This window comes from Candidatus Magnetobacterium casense (assembly GCF_000714715.1).
In the GTDB taxonomy this organism is placed as follows: Bacteria; Nitrospirota; Thermodesulfovibrionia; order Thermodesulfovibrionales; family Magnetobacteriaceae; genus Magnetobacterium; species Magnetobacterium casense.
In genome coordinates, this window is the sequence record NZ_JMFO01000017.1 from 1 (window position 1) to 20,319 (window position 20,319).

Genomic DNA, 20,319 nt, shown 5'->3' on the forward strand with positions numbered 1-20,319 from the left:
TACCATTGTTACTCGTTGTACTTTAAATCTCTTACATACTTTTTCTATTTGACTTTTAAATGTTTTTGTATCTGATGTGTTACCTTTAAAGACTTCTATACTTACAGGTGTGCCATCTGATGATGTTAAAAGCCCTATGACTATTTGCTTTTTACCTTTTTTACCATCTCTATTATATCCATAATCACTAATTTCATTTTTTTCACCTTCAAGATATGATGATGTTACATCATACAAAAACAAATCATTTTTCTCAGAATTCAAATTTTCAAAAAGAGTATTTTCTATATTTTCTTGTCTTAATATAACATTGTCCATTGCTTGGTATAAATTATTTTCATCAAAATATGTATTTATATTCATTACTTCTTTAATTGGTAGTCTTTCAGCATAAACTGCCGTAGATTTTTTAGAAGCAGGATGTATTACCCTTGCTATTACCATGAATAAAAATAGTGCATTGTTTAAAATTATATCTAAGCCAATTTGTTTAGCTAATTGGTAAAATACATAAAGTGCACCAACTTGCCTGCTATGAGATATTTTGGCATAATGTTGGGATTGTAATGAGTCAACTGATACTATCTGTTTACCTGCTTTGTGGGCTTTCAGTGCAATATTCAAAGACTGAATTTGTTCCTCTGGCAAATGAGAAATATTTAACAAGTGTGTAACGACAATCTTTTTGCCGATCCTCTTACCTTCTGCGAGATAAGCAGTCTTATAGACCTTGCCCTTAACCACCTTTCTGTATATACGCACAAACATATATTTTCATAATACCATATTATTAAATAAATGTCAAGCATATTTTTTATGTATATTCGCACAAACAATCATGCTTGTAAATACTATATAATCTCATGTATGGCTAATCTACAAAAAATTCCCGCATGTATTTCTGGAACTTCCGTTATATAGTCGTCCGCACCCATCTCAAGACCAAGCACCTTATCGACCTCGTCACTCTTTGCCGTCAGCATTATGATTGGGATCGAGGCCGTCTGTTCTGCGCCCTTGAGCATCCTGCACAGCTCCATCCCCTGGATGCCGGGAAGCATCAGGTCTAAGATGATGAGATCAAACCTGGTGCCCTCTATCTTTTTCAGTGCCTCCTCGCCATCATAAGAACACTCTACGTCAAACCCCTCCTTCTTTAAGTTGTAAGAGAGCAGCTCCACGATGTCCATTTCGTCATCAACTACGATAATCTTCTTCTTCATAGCATTAATTATAACCGATTCCGGTTCGATTTAATACTACACGCTATATTTAATATTAAGATAATATTCTTCTATCAATCCTTTGTTTGGCTCTTTCGTAAAGTGAATGGGTAAGATTAACCCCCCGCATCTGGGCGGTAGGGCGTGAGAAGTGGTAAGCCTTGTCGTGCTGCCCTTAATTTCTATTGTTTTCGAGAGAAAGCATATAAAATGATAAGGTTGTAGATTGTACTACCCGCTCCCGTTGGTCGCTAACCTTAAGTTGAGTAACCCACATGAAGTAAGAAGGAACCCTTTGTTTTTACTTAAATGTGACATTATCAAGGTAAAGTACCGGGTTATAAAAAAGTGCGAAAGTATGGTTTTGTTGTAACGTAAAGATAACATACTGTACATAATCCTGTAACATTGGGGTGTTAATATAGACATAACAGTGAACGCGCACAAGAGCCATCAGGTGCGTCGCTGAAGAAAAATCTAAGGAGGATCACAATAGTTATGAAACAAGGGTTTGCGGACAAGAAACAGAGGGGCCGGTTATTGGGAGGGGCGCTGGGATTGGCGATTCTGACGGTGATGATTTTAACCATGGCGCTTGTACACACCGGTATAGCGGCAGACGCCAGTCTACCGCAGTACAAGAAGGTGAGCGGGGTCTCCGGCAGCATCAACAGTATTGGCTCCGATACGATGAACAACCTCATGACCCTGTGGTGTGAGGGGTTTTCAAAGTACTACCCCAACGTTAAGTGCCAGATAGAGGGCAAGGGGTCAAGCACTGCCCCGCCCGCTTTGATTGCTGCAACGTCGCAGATTGGCCCCATGTCCAGGGCTATGAAGAGCTCCGAGCTTGATGAGTTTGAGAAAAAGTTTGGCTACAAACCAACCCAGATCAAGACTGCAATGGACTCACTGGCCATCTACGTCAACAAGGACAACCCCATTGAGGGGCTAACCGTCGTACAGGCCGATGCCATCTTCTCCAAGACCAAAAAGTGTGGCGCTGTCCAAGATATCAAGGTGTGGGGAGAGCTTGGACTTACCGGTGACTGGACAAATCGTCCCATCAGCATATACGGACGTAACAGTGCCTCCGGTACGTATGCCTTTTTCAAGGAGCACACCCTATGCAAAGGGGACTTCAGAGACGAGGTCAAGGAACAACCCGGCTCGGCCTCCGTCGTCCAGGGCGTAACGGAAGAACGCTATGCCATTGGCTACAGCGGCATCGGGTACAAGACCTCCGGGGTGCGGGCGCTGCCGTTGGCCTCCAAGAAGGGAGAGCCTTACAAAGAACCAAACTACGATAACGTTGTAGACGGTTCATATCCGCTTGCACGCTTCCTCTATGTGTATGTAAATAAGGCCCCGAACAAACCCCTTGAGCCGCTGATCGGTGAGTTTGTACGTTACATTATGAGCGCCGAGGGACAGCAGGTAGTTATAAAGGACGGATATGACCCCCTGCCGGTAAATTTAATCAAGCCACAGTTGAAGGCAATAGAGTAAGCACAAGTATAGCATAACACCAGGCGTACAGGACTACATTGCATGTGCATGTCCTGTATACCTGATGGTTAATGAGGAGGCAATCTATGCTTAATAGGGTACAGTGGACTATCAATGGCAATATAAATACCGCTTTGAAGGGTATGGCCGAGGATTATGAAATGGAACTCGAAAAAGAGAGAATACTCGACTTAATAGACAGGGAATATCTGACTATCTTTTTTCAGCCAATATATTCCTCTGAGGATGGCAGTATCTACGGCTATGAGGCCCTCACCAGGGTGCGTGGCTCTGAATCTGCGATGAACATAGCCGAGCTATTTGAAAAGGCAATGGCAACGGGTACTATAACGCTCCTGGATTCCACGTGTCATGAAAACGCAATAATAAACGCCTCACAACAGGGATTTAAGAATACGGACGCCCATCTGTTTATCAATATATGCCCTGAGACAATAACGGATACACCCAGGTGGTGTGAGATAACGGACCACTTTGCCGGCGTGTGGGGTATCCCAAGAAATAAGATCGTTCTTGAAGTGACAGAGGAGAGCGCGATCAAGAACTATAAGATATTTCACACAATGATAGATGTCCTTAAGGGAAAGGGCTATAAGATAGCGATAGACGATTTTGGTGCCGGTTACGGGGGACTGAAGATGCTGTCAATCATTGAGCCTGACTTTGTAAAGATTGACAGACACTTTATATCCAACATGGATAAGGCCTTGGTGAAGTATAACCTGGTGGACGCCATAGCAACGGCATGTCACCGCTGGGGATAAAGGTGATAGCCGAGGGGATTGAAACCGAACATGAACTCAGATTGGTTGTTAATATGGGCATAGAGCTTCTGCAGGGGTTTTTGCTTAAGAGGCCATCTCCAAGGCTTGAACGCGATATAGCTGCTGTATGTAATGTATTCAATAAAAAAGACGCTGAAGAGGGCACGGGCAAAGATATCTTGTTTATTGGGGATATTATAAATAAATGCGATTATATATCTCCAGATGATCTCATAATGAAGGCATATACGCTCTTTTACGATACCCCTAAACTCAGGGGGATGCCGGTTGTCAGTGACGGGAGGCTTGTGGGAATGTTAAACAGGCAGCGGTTCCTGGAGCAGCAGATGATGGGCAGATTTGGCTACGGTGTTGCCCTTAACGCTCGCAAGACCGTCAAATACCTTATGGAGACAGATTTCCTCGTGGTAGGAGACAAGACCTCTATAGAGGATGTCGCAAGGATGATCGGTGTCAGGAGGCATGAATCCCTTTATGATGACATATACGTGACAAAAAACGGGAAGCTCTTCGGCGTTGTAGCCATCAGTGAGCTGCTAAAGGCTATCACGGACAAATCAATGGCGTCGGCAAGGAACGCCAATCCACTGACTGGATTGCCTGGCAATCAGTGTATCTATCGTGAGGTGAACAAAAGACTCGCCCAGAACATGCACTTTGATATCTGCTATTTTGACCTGGACAACTTCAAGCCCTATAATGACAACTACGGTTTCGAGAAGGGGGATAACGTCATAAGGGAATTGGCACGGATAATGGAAGGAGCCAGGGATGCCGAGGCAGACAACTTTAGTTTCGTCGGACACATAGGAGGGGATGATTTCATCCTGATAACCCGCCCAAAGTCATCGCTTGCCATGTGTAATCTGATCATTGACAGGTTCAGGAAAAACCTTTGTTCTTTTCACGGTGATGAGGATTGCAACAGTGGCTTTTATAATGCCAAAAATCGCAAAGGGGAGATGGAACGCTTTGAGCTGTTGTCACTTTCCATCGGTATAGTCAGCACAGAGGTTCACAAGATAGAGTCATTTGTCCAACTGGCATCGCTGTCTTCGGATGTGAAAAAGGCGGCAAAGTCAAAACCAGGCTTCTCCATCGTAAGGGACAGGCGTATGGGTATGGATTAGTAAATAATCCTTGCCCCGCTCATCCGGGGGACAGAGTCCTCTCCCTTCTTTTCTTGCACTACATCCACTCCGGTGCTGACAGACCCAGTATCCTCAGACCTTCCTTGAGGACTATACTGATGCAGGCACACAGCAGGAGTCTGGCCTCGGTGAGGATGACGTCCCCGGTGAGAATCCTGTGCTTGTTGTAGTAGGGGTGAAACATGGCCGCAAGCTCTTGCAGATAGAAGGTTATCCGGTGTGGTTCACGGTTTCTGACCGCTCCCTGAAAGGTCATCGGATAGAGTACCAGTTTCTTTATTATCTGCAACTCTTCCTCGGCAACAAGACACGACAGGTCGATAGAGTCAACCCTGTCGGTAAACAGGCCCGACATGTCCGCCTGATGCTTTTTGAGGAGGCTGTTGATCCTTGCATAGGCGTACTGGACGTAGAAGACGGGGTTTTCCGAGGACTGCTTCTTGGCTGCCTCCAGGTCAAACTCCAGATGACTGTCCGGCCTCCTTGTCATGAATATGAACTTGGTGGTGTCGGAGCCGATTTCACCGATGACGTCACTGAGAGTGATAAACTCCCCTGCCCGCTTTGACATCTGCACGGGTTTGCCATCCCTCAGCAGGGAGACCATCTGCACCAGGAGCACGGTTAGGTTCGATTCCTGCAACCCCTCCGCCCTCAACACCGCCTTGACCCGCGGGATGTAGCCGTGGTGGTCGGCCCCCCAGATGTTGATCAACTCGTCGTAGCCACGCTCTATCTTCATCATACTTTTTCGAATGTATAAATAAAGCATCCAGGTTTTATATAATACTTTCCGTCATCTTTTTTGTATTTTTCAATATCTTCTTTTAGTTCATCAATTATTTCCTGCACATTATTATGTCTATTAAATTCAGTTTCCATATGAAGATTCATAAATATTTCCAACGCACTTTCCATTGAATCATACACAATAGGATCACCTTCCAAATGATTAACTGTTAAATTTTTAATTTTTTTCCGTCAAAAAAATTAAGAACCTCATCTAAAATTAGCTTAGATGGAGATTGTTTGATTTTACTCTTAAATAACGGAAAAAACTTTCTATATTGTCTCATTAATATTTTTTGTTCTTCACTCAAACTATCAAAGTGAATCAAGAAAAAACTTGCCCCAGATCTCATATTGTTTTGAATGAACTTCTTTATAATCTCTTCAATGTAAGCTGATTTTTTATGTTTATCGATTAGATGTTGATGAATTGAGTGAGAAAAACTCCAAAGACTATAAACCAAATCGTACTTTTTTTAGTCTCCTTTATATACTCTATATTATCACTTCTGTATATACAAATTTTCTTATTTTTGTCATATTTGTTTTTAATTTGCTGTACCATATCTTCACTTAAATCTACTATGTCTAATTGTTTAAATTTCATTATCGAATCAATGAAAACATCTGTTCCCCTTCCGGCTCCAGCTCCTAGCTCAAGAACGTTTTCCATGTTTTTACAACAAGTATGCTTCAAAAAACTATTGAAATAGTCTATATCTGATTTTTTTGAAAAGTTATACTCTTTGAGAAGTCTATTATAATAATCTGGTTGAATATATTTTTCAATCGAACCAGAATATATTTTTAACCAAGGATATTTATTTTCTATGTTTTTCATAGTAATTGTTTTTTTATCATATGATTAAATATTTCACGAGATATCAATATTGGCTTGGCAATAATTTCCTTATTAATAGCAACGAAAGATGCTTCCAAACTATAACCACCGAATTCATAATTACCATTCTCAATATCTAATACTATTTTTTCATCTAAGATTATTGATTTTTTAATGGCATAAATAAAGTCTAATTTTCCAAATACAGAAACATACATTGAATGCTTTAAATAATAAGTAGAATGAAAAAACTCAATCATATCTGCATCTTTGTTATAAACATTTATATAAAATATTGGAGCTAAGAATTCACCATAAGTTGCATTGTTATCCATTTCTTTAACAATAACCGTAGGGTGAATAATATTTGTTTTGAAATTTATTTCTCCACCAAAAACTATGTCATCTTTATGTTTTGTTAAAAACTTACATATATAAAACAAATTTTCATGATCAATAACCTTCCCGATAGAGACTTTTTTATTTTTATAACTCCCCACTTTTACTTTTTTTAATGATATAATTAAATGCTTATAAAAATCTTTGGCAAAATTTTTATCTACAAATATTACATTTGGTGCAGCACAATCCTGTCCACTATTGAAAATCCTTGCTTTTATCGTTTTAGAAACAGCTATCTGAATATTTGCATCTTTTCCAACAACTATTGGATTAATACCTGATCCATTGTGTAAAAACAAAGTATCCTTGTGACATTTTTTCATAATTTCTATAGCATTTTGATACTTTCCTATAAAAACTACGACTTCAGATTTCTTTATATATTTTTCAATAAAAGCAGCACGTTCAATATTAACAAGCTTTATCTCAGAAAAAAGTTCTTCTATTTTCAAGTGTTTAAAAATAATTTCGACTATATTTCTGGCTAAAATTGGCACTCTAACATATACAGACGTTGAAAAAAAAGATGGAATAATTGCAAATAAAATAATGGAAAACAATGGAAGATTTATAGGTAAAAAAACACTAATGTTAAACTGCTGTTCAGTTAAATATTCTTTTTGCATATCAATATTATCAAGCGTATCTGTTGCAACTTTAATTTCATTCACAGCAACGTTATATGGTTCATAATCAGTCAATATTTCTATCAATATTTTAGTATTTGCTTTAATGAATCTTGATAAAATCAAACATCTGTCTTCAAAATAATTAAATGCTGTCCCTTTCATATATAATAACTCTCCTTAAAAAACTATTTGTGTCCATAACTGATAGAAACTTTAATGTTTGTTGTTTCCACCTTTTTGTAATTTCATGTGCCCTTTTTCTAAAAGGTAAGTATTTTTTATGATCACCAATAAAGCCAATTGCTGTACTGGAAAGCATGCCTGCCAACACTATTCCAGTATATATTCTTAATGAATTTATTTTTATTGTTGGTACAGCCTTTTCAACATAAGTCAAAAATAAGTTTAGTTGATTTTGATTACATACTTCATAGTTATAAATGTGATCTGGAATATGGCCGGTTTTTTCATGTATATAAAAATACCACTTCAAAAACATCTCTTCCATTTTCATGTCTCGTTTTTTTAAACATACGAGTATATCTATATCACTTTTGCTTGTAGATTTTCCCATAGCAAAGCTACCACATAAAAAAGCAAAAACAACGTTATTTTTAAAACTATTATTGATATTTTTTTTGAATTCATCAACTACTATTGCTTTTTGTTTTTTATAAATATCTATATTCTGATGCATTTATAATGTCACATTCTCTCAGGAATATCAATCCCCAAGAGATGTAGCACCAAGTTGATTTCACAGAGACAGAGCTTTGATAATGCAAGCCATGAAGATTGAAGGTCAGTATCTTTCTCGCTAAGTATATGACATTGCAAATAAAACCTGCTAAATATTTGAGACATATCATAAATGAAATCGCAAAGATAATGTGGAGTTCGTTCAATATATGCATTAATGATTGTGTCTGGAAGCATACAAAGACTTAGCATTAACTCACGTTCAATAGCAAGAGTGGGTGGTAAAATAGAGCCAGGGTATATGTTCTTTTCTTCAGCTTTACACAAGATAGACTTTATTCTAACTGCAGTATAAAGAAGGTAAGGCCCAGTTTTACCTTCAAATTTAGAGAATCTTTCAAGATCAAACACATAGTTAGATGTTCGATGATTACTTAAATCAGCAAACTTTAAAGCTGCAAGTCCAACTTTCTTAGAAATACTCTCACGTTCTGTAATATCGTACATTTTGGCTATGTCATTTTCCTCCATGCGAATAATTGCTTTTTCTTTAAGCATAGAAATGAGTTCTTTTAACTTCATAACACCGCCAGCTCTTGTTTTGAAAGGTTTTCCATCAGTTCCGCACATTGTTCCAAAAGCAATATGTTCTAATGCGACATCTCTTGCTAGTGAAATGAGACGAGCAGACCTGAAAACCTGTTCAAAGTGAAGAGATTGGCGCTTATCAACTACATATAGAATTATATCTGCATGAAAGTCCTTAACCCGTTCTTCAATTGTCGCCAAGTCTGTCGTGCTATACAAATATCCACCGTCAGACTTTACAAGAATAAGTGGGGGTATTTCCTTCTTATCTGTATGGCTATTAACAGGAATCACTAGGGCACCTTCACTCTCCTGAATGTAACCTTTTGCCTTCAACTCTGCAATCAAAGATGGTAATCGATCATTATAATAACTTTCTCCACGCCAAAGATCGAATGTTACAGATAGATTTTCAAAATCTTTCTTCAATTCTTGCATTGAAATTCTAACAAAATGCCTCCAAAGAGCATAGTATCCAGGGCTTAGTTGTTGAAGTTCACGTGTTGCTTTTTGAGCCGCCTCCATATCAATCTTGTTATTTTTACAACGCATTGAGGCAACTGGATACATTTCCTCAAGAGTATTAATTGTAATTGATAACTCTTCAGGATAACTACCAGTGTGCGAAGTATCAAAATATGGGAGTTCTGGATTTCGTGCTTTCAACTCAGTAATGAGCATCCCCATCTGAAGGCCCCAATCTCCTAAGTGAATATCGCTTGTGACTTGATGTCCCAGGAATCTAAATAGTCGCTGTAAGCTATCGCCAATTATCGTGGCCCGAAGATGACCAACATGCATTGGTTTTGCCACGTTAGGACCGCCAAAATCGATAATTACGTTCTTCGGTTTTGATACAAATGGACAGCATAGACGCTCATCTATAGACATTTGTATTACATGAGTTGTTAAAAAATCATCAGATAAATTGATATTAATGAAACCTGCCCCCGCAACAGACAGACTATAAAATATATCCTTCTTTTCAAGAGTTTCTATAATCATTTGCGCTATATCACGAGGATTCTTCTTGTAAATCTTTGCCACAGACAGGGCACCATTACATTGAAACTGACCTAAATCTGGTCTGTCTGAAATTACAACCCGGCCAAATTTAGCATCAAATCCGAGGACTTCAAATGCGTTTGAAAAGAACATTGTAAGTTGCTCTATTAATGTTAATATCGCCATATCTTTCATATCTGCAATCCCTCCTATAAGTCCATCGATGACAACACCCTCATTCGGTATTTATAGTCTACAACAAAATTATACTTCTGTCAATCGCTTTTTGCAAATCTGTTGCTTATTCTATGTAGAACTCCCGCTCGACAACGTACCCGGCACTTTGCAGCAGGTTTGACAGGGCATTGCCCAAGGCTGCCCCCCGACCATGTCCAACGTGCAACGGCCCCGTTGGGTTGGCGCTGACAAACTCTATCAACACCCGCCTGCCATGACCGACATCAACCCTCAAGCGCAACTGCCGCTCCTTGTACAAGAGCCTCAGTTGTTCGTACAGGTAGTCTCTCTTAAACCTGAAGTTTATAAACCCCGGTCCTGCCACCTCTATGGAGTCAAAGGCCGCAATATCCCCCTGGGGCATCCCCCTGATGGCGGAGATGATCTCCTGCGCTATGGCCCGCGGCGCTTTACGCAAAACACCGGCAAGCCCCAGGGCAACCGGCGTTGATACATCCCCCTGCGACTGCACCTTTGGTATCTCCACTTCCACATAATCGGCTTCTATGCCCATGCCCGCAACGGCCTTTAATACTATCTCTCTTATCATAAAAAACATTCCCTTCTAAGGACTATTCAGGTTGGAAACCATAATCTGCGCATTATGAAGTATCCATGAGGTATTGTAGCATAAGTCTCCTGCATTTTGTTTGGTGAAAGAGGTTATGGTTCAGGACAATCGCATCAGAGCAGGTTTGGCAGTACCACAATCAACAGTGGTTGCCGGGATTCAAGTCACTTTTATACCTTCATAATATGGCACGTTACTGTGCCCGAACAATGTACCCACGTTTAAAATGGAGTACTACCATTTGTTGTACCATCTCCTGACTCTTGAAAGACAGGTTGACAAAAATTCTGCTACAGTGTTATGATGCTGTATGAATAAGTACAACAGAGAGAGCGTTATGGGGCAGTTTTCAGGGGTGTTTCCTGCGCTCACAACTCACAACTCACAACTCACAACTCACAACTAAGTCTACTTCATCTAATCTGTTTTGTCAATACTGGCATTTTAGCGTGTCTTCTTTGTACCTGCGAGGGGTGCGTTGCCGTAAACAAAATGCCATGCCGGAGCACCTTTGAGTAGAGGAGGTGAATTATCATGCATCAAGTGTAATATAAGACATGCTTAGAGAGAGGTTACTTTTGAGTTCATGGGGTTAGCATACATGCGTATGCGGATTAAGACAGAGATTTAGGAATAAGGAGGCAACCAGATGAGTAGAAGCAGAAGTATAATCAAGACGTTGTTGTTAGTATTGGCGTTGTTTCTGTGCCTATCGGGCAACGGTTACAGTAAGGCAGAGAACGATTTTAACAGTGACAACAGGACGGACGTGCTGTGGTATAACATCGATAGCGGGGATGTTGTTACGTGGGCAATGAACGGCAAGGCGGTAAGCAAGGTATCCGTATTGGCAACGGGCCGGGAACTGATGTGGCAGATAGTTGGTACGGGTGACTTTGACAAGGACGGCGTTACCGATATCTTGTGGCAGAATACGAGCACAGGCGAGGTGTCTGTGTGGTTGAAGAACGGTTCCCAAAAGGTATCAATCGTGACCTTTGCGGGGACGAAGTGGGAGGTCAAGGCAATAGGGGACTTTGACGGTGACGGCAAGAGCGATATACTTTGGCAGGACAAAACAACAGGCGACATATGTCTATGGCTTATGAACGGCGGGACAATCAAGACAAATCAGGAGATATCGTTTAGCGCCCTTAGTGGTTGGGAGGTCAAGGCCGTAGGCGATTTTGACGGTGATGGCAATAGCGATATCTTGTGGCGCCACAGTAGTACATACGCAATAGCGATATGGTTTATGAACGGGGTGAAGGTGAAGTCGGCAACCCCATCGGCACAGGTAGGCAGCGAGTGGTTAATCAGGGGTATTGCTGACTTTGACGGAGACGGCAAGAGCGATATCATGTGGCAGAACAGCAACACGGGTATGCTTTACACATGGTTAATGGACGGTACAAAGGTAAAGCCATCCAGCGGGATACCTGTTACCCCGGAAAAGATACAGCAGATATCGTTGACAACCTGGCGTATTCAGGACATAGGTGATTTTGACGGTAACGGTAAGAGCGATATCCTGTGGTACAACCCATCAACTAATGAGTTTGCCGTATGGCTGATGGATGGGGTGTCCATCAAAGACTATGGTTTTACAACAAAGCTTGATAAAGGCAGTTGGAAGAGCATCCCCAGCGGCAGCAACATAATACCGTTGTTCAATACGGGTATTTCAGCAAGCAATCTAAGCCCAACGCAGGGTTATTCAGCTACCGCAGTAACAATAAAGGGGTCAGGATTTACCAATAAGTCGCAGGTGACATTTGGGAGTTATGCGGTCAAGGACGTGAGTTTTGTCTCTGAGAATGAGCTTGTCGTTTATGTGCCGTTTGCAGTGCTTGACGGCAAGGTATCAGGGCTTCCAAAAGGGGCATATTCAGTGAGTGTAGACGGCAAGAACGTGGGTAGTTTTTCAGCATTGGCATTGCCCGATAACCCTAACCCATCAGGGGCGGTTCTAAAGGATACAGTGAGTGCAATGACCGATAACTTTGTCGCAAGTAAGGAGGCTATACAGTCAGGAATAGCAACAGTGAAGTCATCCACAACAGACGCTAACCTGATAGCGTTTCTTGATCAAATGAGCGGTGTGTTACCTGATTTGGAGACATTCTTACGCAATGGTGCATCAGATAACATTGATGAAATAGACCCTGCAACATTGGCTGTGATTGAACAAACAATCCTTGCCAATAACAGGGCATTGAATTTCAAGGCCGCCTCTCCAGCCAAACCTCAAGGTTCTTTACCAAACAAGTCAACCGCAAGAGGTACAGGAAAAAAATGTGACGATATAGGTGGTGATAAATGGTTATTAGATCGTACAGATGTAACGACCGGGATATTTGCATATGAGACAGGTGATGCAGTTTTAACAATATGTGGCTTTGTAGCTGATCCAAGATGGGCGTGTGCATGCCAAGTAACTGAGGCAATATCTAAGATTACTTGGGCAAGTAAATTTTTTGAGTTAGCAGAATACGGTAGTTTTAACGGTATTACTCTTGATGCTGACATTGGAAAAGTAGGAATACCTACCCAGTCTGCTTTAACGTTAGAACTTGCACCAGATGAAACATCGCAGTTGAAGGCGTCAATCAGGACTGCCGATGATATTGATTCAGAGTTAGCTAAATTACTATCATTGATTTCTAGTATAGACAGCCTTATATCGTCAACGTCCTGCAACCGTCCTTCACTGTTTCAAAAAATTCACATCTTAGGAGAGTTAGCCTCAAAAGTGTCTCATCCTGATTCTCAGAATGAAAAGGTTTGTCCTGTTAGTTTCTCAAAGGTTGAACGTGCGTCCCCTGAGCCAAAATTTTTATATGGCTATCTTTTGTCTGTAGAGGATAACGGTAACATTTCCTGGGCAGATAAAACTGGAAAGAGACAAAGCCGTCTCGATAGTGCAATGACGTATTTTAGGGTCAAGCCTACTTATCTGACACTAAGAGAGAAATTACTCATAGATCATTATGCCGTAATCGTTAAGAATTATGCCAAATCCGGCCCCGTTCTTGAGGTTGATAAGGCATCTGGTAATGTAGGCGATACGTTTAACTTTACGGGCAGGTATTTCACGAAGTCCGGTTCCGTTGAGTTTTCCATAACAGGCAGTGAAGGCAGCGATGTCGGGTATGACGTCATGACCCTTACAGCAGATGATAAAGGTCAGATATCACAACCCTACAAGCCTACCAGTGCAGGTACATATACCATGTCGGCAAAAGATTTGAAGACCGGAGCCAGGACATCTAATGTTTCCATAACAGTAGCAGGTAGCAATGGCAAGCGCTTTAAGGATAACGGAGACGGCTCAATGACGGATACATATACCGGCCTGCAGTGGATGAAAAAAGCTGACGGGTGTAACGGCTATGTGACGTGGGATGTAGCGAATACCTGTGTGCCTTCAGGCTGGAGGTTGCCAACGATACAGGAGTTGTATACCCTTTGCAGGGAGGACGGGACTACAACAGGGTTAGACCTCAATGCAACCAACTGGTATTATTGTAACGGCCATGCTGTTGATCGTACAACACAGCTTAGGGACGATGGTTTTGATGTGCTCACGATCCTCTACTGGTCCTCTACTACCCTCGCTAGCGATACGTCCTACGCATGGTTCGTCCACATGGGCTACGGCCTCGTCCTCGCCAACGGCAAGTCCCACAGCTACATCTATGTATGGCCAGTTCGTTCCGGACATTGATTATTCGGTCATTTGGCCATTTGGTTCTTTGTTTTTTTGGGTGCAGGGCTTTAGCCCTGCCCAATTTTTTTTCACGAATCGGCTCGCTGCATTAACTTTACCATAACCTTGGAGTGTGTCGGAAATACCTCGCAGCACAGTTGCAGAATGAGTGCAGGACGTGGTATGATAGAAGGCAGAGGGGGAAAATTATAGCGATGCATGGGTGCCTGAGAGGGCGAACATTAGGCAAAACGATGAAGACCACTGCTTTCCGCCATGCCGCCTTGACATGTATAGACAAATTGTCTACAATATGATATGTTTGAGTGGGATGAAGCAAAACGGCAAAAAAATCTCGATAAACATCGCCTCGACTTTCGGGATGCGCGGGTGGTGTTTGACGGTCGAAAAGCGGTTCATGTGCCAGCCTTCAAAAATGCTGAGTCCCGTTTTGCTTCTGTCGCCATTGTTGGCGAGAAGTTTTACACGGTTGTGTGGACGTGGCGGGAAGATCGCCGCCGTATAATATCTTTTAGGAGGTCGCGCGATGGCGAGGAAAGAGCATATCGTCAAATACACGGATAAAGAATTGAGCAGGCTGGTGCAGCGGGATGGGACGCTTTCCGATTGGGATAAGGCCGCCAGCATGACACAGGCAGAGATCGAGGACTGTGTTGCCTCGGATTCTGATGAGGCTGAAATGGTCATGGATTGGGATAACGTCACTGTAGAATTGCCGCACCCTAAAGCCGTGCTTAACATGCAAATTGACAAGGACGTGCTTGACTACTTCCGTAAGACCGGCAAAGGCTACCAATCCCTCATTAATGCCGTTTTGCGGTCATATGTTGAACGGCGAGATCAGCACCATCACCACAAGGGATAAAAAGCAGATGAGCCTTTGAGGTGACCGAACGCAAGCACCTGACCGGCACGGATAACGGCGATGGCTCAATGACAGACACATACACCGGCCTGCAGTGGATGAAAAACGCCGACGGCTGTAACGGCTATGCAAAGTGGGATGTGGCGAATACCTGTGTGCCATCAGGTTGGCGTCTGCCGACGATAGAGGAGTTGTATACCCTTTGCAGGGAGGATGAGAAGACAACAGGGTTAGATGCAATGCTAAATACGGATCACCTCGCAGCACGGTTGCAGAATGAGTGCGGGACGTGGTATAGTAAATGTAGACGATATGAAGGGAGGATTACAACGATGCAAATGATATTGGAAGCAAGAGTAGACCGCTTGGAGAACATCTTTGCAGAGATGATCGAGCGTCAAATGGAGCGTGATCGGAGGGATGAGGAGCAGGATCGCAAGGAGAAAGAGGCGCAAGAAGCCTTTCGTCAGGAGATGAGGGCTATGGAGGTTCGGTTCGAGGAGTGGCTTAAAAAGGATAAGGAAGAGAGGAAAGAAGAACGTAAGGCATTCGAGCGGCAGGTTAATAAAGCAATTGGTGATAGTTCTAACAAATTCGGGACTCTCGTTGAAAACTTAATAGCGCCTGGAGCAAAACCACTAATAAGACAATATTTTAAGTGTGAACCCGATGATTTTCGTGTAAGAGCCATGAAAAGGAATGGGGGTAAAAAATGTGAGGTTGACGTCTTGCTAATCTGCCAAGATAAGGCATTCATGATAGAGGTAAAATCTAAACCTGATGACCATGATGTCGTCAAGATACTTGCTAAGGCGAAGACACTAACGACCTTCTTCAATGAGTGTGTCGGTAAGCAAATAATCCCCATGTTGGCAAGTACATTTATTGAGGAAGACATTATCAACCTTGCAACAAGCAACGGACTGCATGTTGTCGCATACAGACAGTGGGAGTACCTCGACATCCTTAATTTCGATGCGATAAACGAAAAGAACAAAGACAAAGATACCCCTCTGACCTAAAACTGAAGTTGTCGTATAGACACCTGACAGCCTCTTTTTTAAAGTGAATGGGCCTCAGAGTCTTTCCTTAGTATCTACGTCTTTATCATGAAGCACACATAAATTTACCATATATGGCATTGTTGTTATGCTTAAGCAATGTGTCCACGTTTGAATGGAATGCTACCATGGGGACAAAGTCCCCCATTCTTTCTTTGCGTTGTGCTATTGAGACATTCTGTCGTCTTCCCTGGTGACCAGGACTGCTTCCCTGTAGGTTGCCAATAGTTCCTGACGCTGTATCGGAGGTATGTTGTGTGCCTCCAGACAACGATTAAAGATATCGCCCTCATCGAGGTCATCCATGGTCTCATCGACGCTCATACTTTTGATGATGCGCTCCATCATGCGATAGTTCTTTATGCGCAGAATTTCCAGATCGGTTTCTTCAACGGCCCTTTCCAGACGTTGTCTCAGGTCGCTGATAAGCTCATCGCCCTCGCAGACGATCTCCAGCCATGCCTTGCTGTGGTTGACCTTGAGCTGCTCAAGGCGCCTTGAGATATCGCGCCAGTTGCCACAGATGCTTTCCATGTACTGGAATTTGGGCACGGGGATCGGTATAACCTGCATGGGGCGAGGCTCCGTCTCTATACTCAGGACGTAGTTTTCCTGCATTGCGCTGCCAAAGCCCATGGGCAGGGGGCTGCCGCAGTAACGCCTTGTTTCGGATTTGCCCACCGTCTGTGGCACGTGCAGGTGTCCCAGGGCCAGGTAATCAATGCAGTCCGGGAAGGCCTCCCATCCCACGTGTGCCAGTGAGCCTACGTAGGTCTGTCGCACGCCATCGCCATCGACACATCGTCCGCCGGCGGTAAACAGGTGCCCCATTGCCACAATCGGGATGTCTGCCCTGAGGTTGTCCCGTATCTGCAGCGCCCTCTGACAGACCCTGTGGTAGTGCGCAACAATGCCCTCGACGAGCTTCAATTGCTTGTCCTGAAGGCTCTCACCGGCGTCAACCCGCCTGACGTCGCGGTCCCTGAGGTATGGCACCGCACAGACGATCAACCCTGCCCTGCCCCCGACATCAGAGAGAGTCAGTACTTCCGACTCAACCTCCTCCGATTCCCCAATGCACCCCACAACGTGTATGTTGAGCGCCCGCAGAAGCTCCCCCGGGGCATTGAGAAACGATGCAGAGTCATGATTGCCTCCCGTTATGACCACATGGCTACAGCCCGACCTTGCCACGCTCCACAGAAAACGATAGTACAGCTCCTGTGCCCTGTGACTTGGCGCACTGTTGTCAAAGACGTCCCCGGCAACAAGCAGCACGTCAACCCGTTCATCCTCGATAAGCCCCGCAAACCACCTGAAAAAGGCCTCAAACTCCTCATACCTCTTACGCCCATACAGGGAGTGTCCAATGTGCCAATCTGAGGTGTGTATGATCTTCATACTTGATTAACATATATCTTATCATCACGGGGTAGTATTTGTCACCCGACTCAGGACAAGGGGCTATTGAAAATTTGCAATGGGTTTGTATATAATTGATTTTGAGACTGTTTGTATCGATGAATAAATATCCAATAAAGATACCCAACTGGGGTGTTGGGGCTGTGATTTCGCTGCTGACGATGATTGTTTTCCTGGTGCAATGGTACCCCTTCAGATACCTGGAGTACGTCAACTACGACTTCAGAGAGGGCTTGAGACACAAAAAATCCCCAGACAACATTGCCATCGTTGCCATCAACGACGAGGGCATAGAGAAGCTGGGGCACTGGCCACCACAACGCTCTATAATGGTCGAGGCTATCAACAAGCTAAAGGCAGCCGGGGCATCTGTCATCGGTATTACCATATTCTACAAGGACGAGGGCGAAAGCGAAAAACTCTCCGCCATCAAGGACCTGCAGGCAAGACTTGAGAAACACACAACCGCTTCCACCGACAAACTCACCACGGAGTTAAGCAATATCCTGAAGGAGTTCAGCCATGGCGCCAACATGGCCAACGCTATCCAGTCTGCGGGTAACGTCGTACTGCCCGTTCATATCTCCTTTGACTCGCATCTGTCGGAGGAGAAAACTGTTGGCACTATAGGTAAACTAACGGAACCGTTACACAAAAACTCCGTTGCGTCCTTGCCTGGTGGTAGGTTTAACACTGCACGTGCCCTGCACACCCCCGAGGCCAGGCTCTCCAGCGCCGCACTGGCACTGGGCCACGACAACACAACGTCCGACAGAGACGGCATCCTTCGCAGAGAACACCTGCTCGTTACCTACAAGGACAGACTGTTGCCATCCTTTGCCCTGCAACTGGCCTTAAGTCACAAAAAACTCACCATCAGAGATCTCAACCCCGCAACCATAAAGGGGCACATCCAACTGGGAACCCTCAACATACCGGCAAACAACACAGGCGATATGCTCATAGATTACCGGGGCGGATATCACAGCTTTCCATACTACGATTTTCATGACCTGCTTGACAATAAAGTGCCCGAGGGCGTGTTCAAGGGTAAGCTGGTGCTCATAGGCTCCACCGTTGAGGACTCCGCATCATTTGTACAAACCCCCAAGGGTAACAACCTGCCATACGTTGAGGTGGTAGCCAACGTGGCAGATAATATCATCAACAACAACCACATCAGTCGTCCTGCGTGGGCCTTCTACCTGGATACATTTCTCCTGCTCCTGCTGGGGGTATATCTGTCACTGCTGGAGCCACGGCTGACGTTCCGCCTCAGCGCCATTGTTGGAGGCACGTCCCTGGCAGTGATAAACATCGCCGGCTTTTACCTGTTCCATGCCCACGGCTACTGGCTTCAGACCTCCTATCCAACCCTCTTGCTGTTTATGGGGTACTGCGCCGTGGCCATACGACACTACACGCAGCAGACGTCTGAAAAGAAAGTGCAGACCTTCATCGATGAGGAAGACACGGAGACAAACAAGATGCTTGGACTGTCGTTTCAAGGTCAGGGGCAACTGGATATGGCCTTTGATAGATTCTGTAAGTGTTCCCCGGTCGATGACTCGGTCAAGGAGCTGTTGTACAACCTGGGGATCGATTACGAAAAAAAGAGGATGCTGGATAAGGCCCTGGCCGTGTACGAATACATACTGGGTAGTGGCCCGTACAGGGACGTCAATGACCGTGTAAAAAAAGTCCGGATAAGCGGAGAAACGGTTATCATTAACACCTCAAAGAAGGACTCCACGGTGATAATCAACACCAAAGAGGAATCGCTGTCTGTGAACAAACTGGGCCGCTATTGGATCATCAAAGAGCTTGGACGTGGTGCCATGGGAATCGTCTACAAGGGCAGGGACCCCGAAATCAATCGCGACGTGGCACTTAAAACGCTCGATTATGCCGAAATGGACCTGGAGGACAACGAAAAGGAAGATGTCGAAGCACGGTTTAAGCGTGAGGCCGAAGCTGCCGGCAAGCTATTTCATCCCAACATCGTTAAGATATTTGACGTTGGCACACACACGGAAAAAGGCAAGGAGATCGCCTACATCGCGATGGAGTATCTTGACGGCACAGACCTCTCGGATTATTGCAAGAAAGACTCAAAGCTGCACCCCAGAGACGTCATCAGGATCATTACCACCGTTGCCGATGCCCTGGACTATGCCCATAGCAAGGGGGTAGTGCATAGGGATATAAAGCCTGCCAATATCATGATGCTCAGTAATAAGGAGATCAGGGTCACGGACTTTGGCGTTGCACGCATTATTGAGTCATCCAAGACGGAAACCGGTATGGTTATGGGTACGCCAAGCTACATGTCGCCCGAACAGGTGACCGGCAATAAGGTTGATGGCAGGTCTGACCTGTTTTCGTTGGGCGTGGTGTTTTTTGAACTCCTGGTCTGCCGTAAACCCTTTGAGGGCAACAGCATTGCAGCCCTGATGCACAGCATAACAAAGAACCCCGCCCATAACATCAAAGAGATTGACCCAAAGGTGCCCACATGTATAGCCAATATAATACTCAAGATGCTCGCCAAAGATGCCAACAACAGATACCAGACAGGCAAGGAACTCATTGAGGCCATCAACGATTGCAAGAGGCTGATTAAACAACGTGCCGCAGCACATAACGTAAATAAGCAAAAATAGTATCCTCTTAAAAAAGCGTGGCAAGATTCTTGTGAGAGATTTACACCTGCACAGGAAAGGGTCAAGGGGGCTGGCCCCCTTGCAGGGGGTTCTGAAGGGGGGCGGAGGGGGTGAGGCACACCTGCCAC

At 43.9% G+C, this 20,319-nt stretch carries 17 protein-coding genes and 1 pseudogene; 8 read left to right on the forward strand and 10 right to left on the reverse strand.

Annotated features, from left to right (window positions below; all coding sequences use genetic code 11):
* Both Mcas_RS09885 and Mcas_RS09890 read right to left on the reverse strand, forming a co-directional pair.
* The coding region (locus tag Mcas_RS09885) for an IS1634 family transposase (RefSeq protein WP_040335419.1) at positions 1 to 744 on the reverse strand (744 nt) is incomplete at its 3' end.
* A gap of 164 nt (positions 745 to 908) precedes the next feature.
* Positions 909 to 1,223: pseudogene (locus Mcas_RS09890) on the reverse strand (response regulator); the annotation flags it as partial.
* A 498-nt stretch (positions 1,224 to 1,721) separates the two neighbouring features.
* On the opposite strand from Mcas_RS09890, the gene Mcas_RS09895 reads away from it, so the two are divergent.
* The 3 genes from Mcas_RS09895 to Mcas_RS18495 all read left to right on the forward strand — a co-directional run bounded on the left by Mcas_RS09895 (position 1,722) and on the right by Mcas_RS18495 (position 4,668).
* Entirely contained in the window at positions 1,722 to 2,732 is a 1,011-nt protein-coding gene (locus Mcas_RS09895; RefSeq protein ID WP_081853761.1) for a PstS family phosphate ABC transporter substrate-binding protein, read from the forward strand.
* A gap of 86 nt (positions 2,733 to 2,818) precedes the next feature.
* On the forward strand, positions 2,819 to 3,517 hold the full coding sequence (locus Mcas_RS09900; protein ID WP_040335381.1) for an EAL domain-containing protein: 699 nt from the start codon (positions 2,819 to 2,821) through the stop codon (positions 3,515 to 3,517).
* Entirely contained in the window at positions 3,499 to 4,668 is a 1,170-nt protein-coding gene (locus Mcas_RS18495; RefSeq protein ID WP_040335382.1) for a GGDEF domain-containing protein, read from the forward strand. The genes Mcas_RS09900 and Mcas_RS18495 overlap by 19 nt, the downstream gene beginning before the upstream one ends.
* A gap of 58 nt (positions 4,669 to 4,726) precedes the next feature.
* Here the strand turns inward: Mcas_RS18495 and Mcas_RS09910 are convergent, their stop codons facing one another.
* The 7 genes from Mcas_RS09910 to argS (Mcas_RS09940) form a co-directional block, all read right to left on the reverse strand.
* Complete coding sequence (locus tag Mcas_RS09910; RefSeq protein ID WP_235203371.1) at positions 4,727 to 5,434, reverse strand: DALR anticodon-binding domain-containing protein; 708 nt, start codon at positions 5,432 to 5,434, stop codon at positions 4,727 to 4,729.
* Positions 5,431 to 5,607: a hypothetical protein gene (locus tag Mcas_RS17665; RefSeq protein ID WP_156033300.1), complete on the reverse strand. Its 177-nt coding sequence runs from the start codon at positions 5,605 to 5,607 to the stop codon at positions 5,431 to 5,433. Before Mcas_RS17665 ends, Mcas_RS09910 begins: the two co-directional genes overlap by 4 nt.
* A gap of 286 nt (positions 5,608 to 5,893) precedes the next feature.
* Positions 5,894 to 6,319, reverse strand: a complete 426-nt coding sequence (locus Mcas_RS09920) for a class I SAM-dependent methyltransferase (RefSeq protein ID WP_040335384.1) — start codon at positions 6,317 to 6,319, stop codon at positions 5,894 to 5,896.
* Positions 6,316 to 7,512 (reverse strand): aldehyde dehydrogenase family protein, encoded by a 1,197-nt coding sequence (locus Mcas_RS09925; protein WP_040335385.1) that lies wholly within the window; start codon positions 7,510 to 7,512, stop codon positions 6,316 to 6,318. The genes Mcas_RS09920 and Mcas_RS09925 overlap by 4 nt, the downstream gene beginning before the upstream one ends.
* Entirely contained in the window at positions 7,493 to 8,047 is a 555-nt protein-coding gene (locus tag Mcas_RS09930; protein ID WP_040335386.1) for a nucleotidyltransferase domain-containing protein, read from the reverse strand. Before Mcas_RS09930 ends, Mcas_RS09925 begins: the two co-directional genes overlap by 20 nt.
* A gap of 8 nt (positions 8,048 to 8,055) precedes the next feature.
* Positions 8,056 to 9,837 carry an arginine--tRNA ligase gene (gene argS, locus Mcas_RS09935; protein WP_200873680.1) on the reverse strand — a complete coding sequence of 594 codons (1,782 nt, stop codon included), beginning with the start codon at positions 9,835 to 9,837 and terminating at the stop codon, positions 8,056 to 8,058.
* 106 nt (positions 9,838 to 9,943) lie between these two features.
* On the reverse strand, positions 9,944 to 10,429 hold the full coding sequence (gene argS / locus Mcas_RS09940) for an arginine--tRNA ligase domain-containing protein (RefSeq protein WP_162176301.1): 486 nt from the start codon (positions 10,427 to 10,429) through the stop codon (positions 9,944 to 9,946).
* 670 nt (positions 10,430 to 11,099) lie between these two features.
* On the opposite strand from argS (Mcas_RS09940), the gene Mcas_RS16730 reads away from it, so the two are divergent.
* The 4 genes from Mcas_RS16730 to Mcas_RS09955 all read left to right on the forward strand — a co-directional run bounded on the left by Mcas_RS16730 (position 11,100) and on the right by Mcas_RS09955 (position 16,067).
* On the forward strand, positions 11,100 to 14,177 hold the full coding sequence (locus tag Mcas_RS16730; protein WP_052567117.1) for an FG-GAP-like repeat-containing protein: 3,078 nt from the start codon (positions 11,100 to 11,102) through the stop codon (positions 14,175 to 14,177).
* Positions 14,178 to 14,477: 300 nt separating this feature from the next.
* Positions 14,478 to 14,744: a BrnT family toxin gene (locus Mcas_RS19230; protein ID WP_081853765.1), complete on the forward strand. Its 267-nt coding sequence runs from the start codon at positions 14,478 to 14,480 to the stop codon at positions 14,742 to 14,744.
* Entirely contained in the window at positions 14,707 to 15,045 is a 339-nt protein-coding gene (locus Mcas_RS09950) for a BrnA antitoxin family protein (RefSeq protein ID WP_040335388.1), read from the forward strand. The genes Mcas_RS19230 and Mcas_RS09950 overlap by 38 nt, the downstream gene beginning before the upstream one ends.
* 20 nt (positions 15,046 to 15,065) lie before the next feature.
* Positions 15,066 to 16,067, forward strand: coding sequence for an Lcl C-terminal domain-containing protein (locus tag Mcas_RS09955; RefSeq protein WP_040335389.1), 1,002 nt, complete (start codon positions 15,066 to 15,068; stop codon positions 16,065 to 16,067).
* Positions 16,068 to 16,271: 204 nt separating this feature from the next.
* Here Mcas_RS09955 and Mcas_RS09960 read toward each other — a convergent pair whose 3' ends face one another.
* The gene (locus Mcas_RS09960) at positions 16,272 to 17,507 is read right to left on the reverse strand and encodes an exonuclease SbcCD subunit D C-terminal domain-containing protein (protein ID WP_040335390.1); all 1,236 of its coding nucleotides are present in this window, start codon (positions 17,505 to 17,507) and stop codon (positions 16,272 to 16,274) included.
* Between the two features lie 119 nt (positions 17,508 to 17,626).
* Here Mcas_RS09960 and Mcas_RS09965 point away from each other — a divergent pair, with 119 nt between their 5' ends.
* Entirely contained in the window at positions 17,627 to 20,191 is a 2,565-nt protein-coding gene (locus tag Mcas_RS09965; protein WP_040335391.1) for a serine/threonine-protein kinase, read from the forward strand.
* Positions 20,192 to 20,319 lie beyond the last annotated feature (128 nt).

Bases quoted from the DNA above. Each gene is read 5' to 3' on its own strand.
- argS (WP_200873680.1), bottom strand. From the start codon at position 9,837: ATGAAAGATATGGCGATATTAACATTAATAGAGCAACTTACAATGTTC.
- Mcas_RS09950 (WP_040335388.1), top strand. From the start codon at position 14,707: ATGGCGAGGAAAGAGCATATCGTCAAATACACGGATAAAGAATTGAGC.
- Mcas_RS17665 (WP_156033300.1), bottom strand. From the start codon at position 5,607: ATGGAAAGTGCGTTGGAAATATTTATGAATCTTCATATGGAAACTGAA.
- Mcas_RS09930 (WP_040335386.1), bottom strand. From the start codon at position 8,047: ATGCATCAGAATATAGATATTTATAAAAAACAAAAAGCAATAGTAGTT.
- Mcas_RS09920 (WP_040335384.1), bottom strand. From the start codon at position 6,319: ATGAAAAACATAGAAAATAAATATCCTTGGTTAAAAATATATTCTGGT.
- Mcas_RS18495 (WP_040335382.1), top strand. From the start codon at position 3,499: ATGTCACCGCTGGGGATAAAGGTGATAGCCGAGGGGATTGAAACCGAA.
- Mcas_RS16730 (WP_052567117.1), top strand. From the start codon at position 11,100: ATGAGTAGAAGCAGAAGTATAATCAAGACGTTGTTGTTAGTATTGGCG.
- Mcas_RS09895 (WP_081853761.1), top strand. From the start codon at position 1,722: ATGAAACAAGGGTTTGCGGACAAGAAACAGAGGGGCCGGTTATTGGGA.
- Mcas_RS09965 (WP_040335391.1), top strand. From the start codon at position 17,627: ATGAATAAATATCCAATAAAGATACCCAACTGGGGTGTTGGGGCTGTG.
- Mcas_RS09900 (WP_040335381.1), top strand. From the start codon at position 2,819: ATGCTTAATAGGGTACAGTGGACTATCAATGGCAATATAAATACCGCT.
- Mcas_RS09960 (WP_040335390.1), bottom strand. From the start codon at position 17,507: ATGAAGATCATACACACCTCAGATTGGCACATTGGACACTCCCTGTAT.
- Mcas_RS09925 (WP_040335385.1), bottom strand. From the start codon at position 7,512: ATGAAAGGGACAGCATTTAATTATTTTGAAGACAGATGTTTGATTTTA.
- Mcas_RS09910 (WP_235203371.1), bottom strand. From the start codon at position 5,434: ATGATGAAGATAGAGCGTGGCTACGACGAGTTGATCAACATCTGGGGG.
- argS (WP_162176301.1), bottom strand. From the start codon at position 10,429: ATGATAAGAGAGATAGTATTAAAGGCCGTTGCGGGCATGGGCATAGAA.
- Mcas_RS19230 (WP_081853765.1), top strand. From the start codon at position 14,478: ATGTTTGAGTGGGATGAAGCAAAACGGCAAAAAAATCTCGATAAACAT.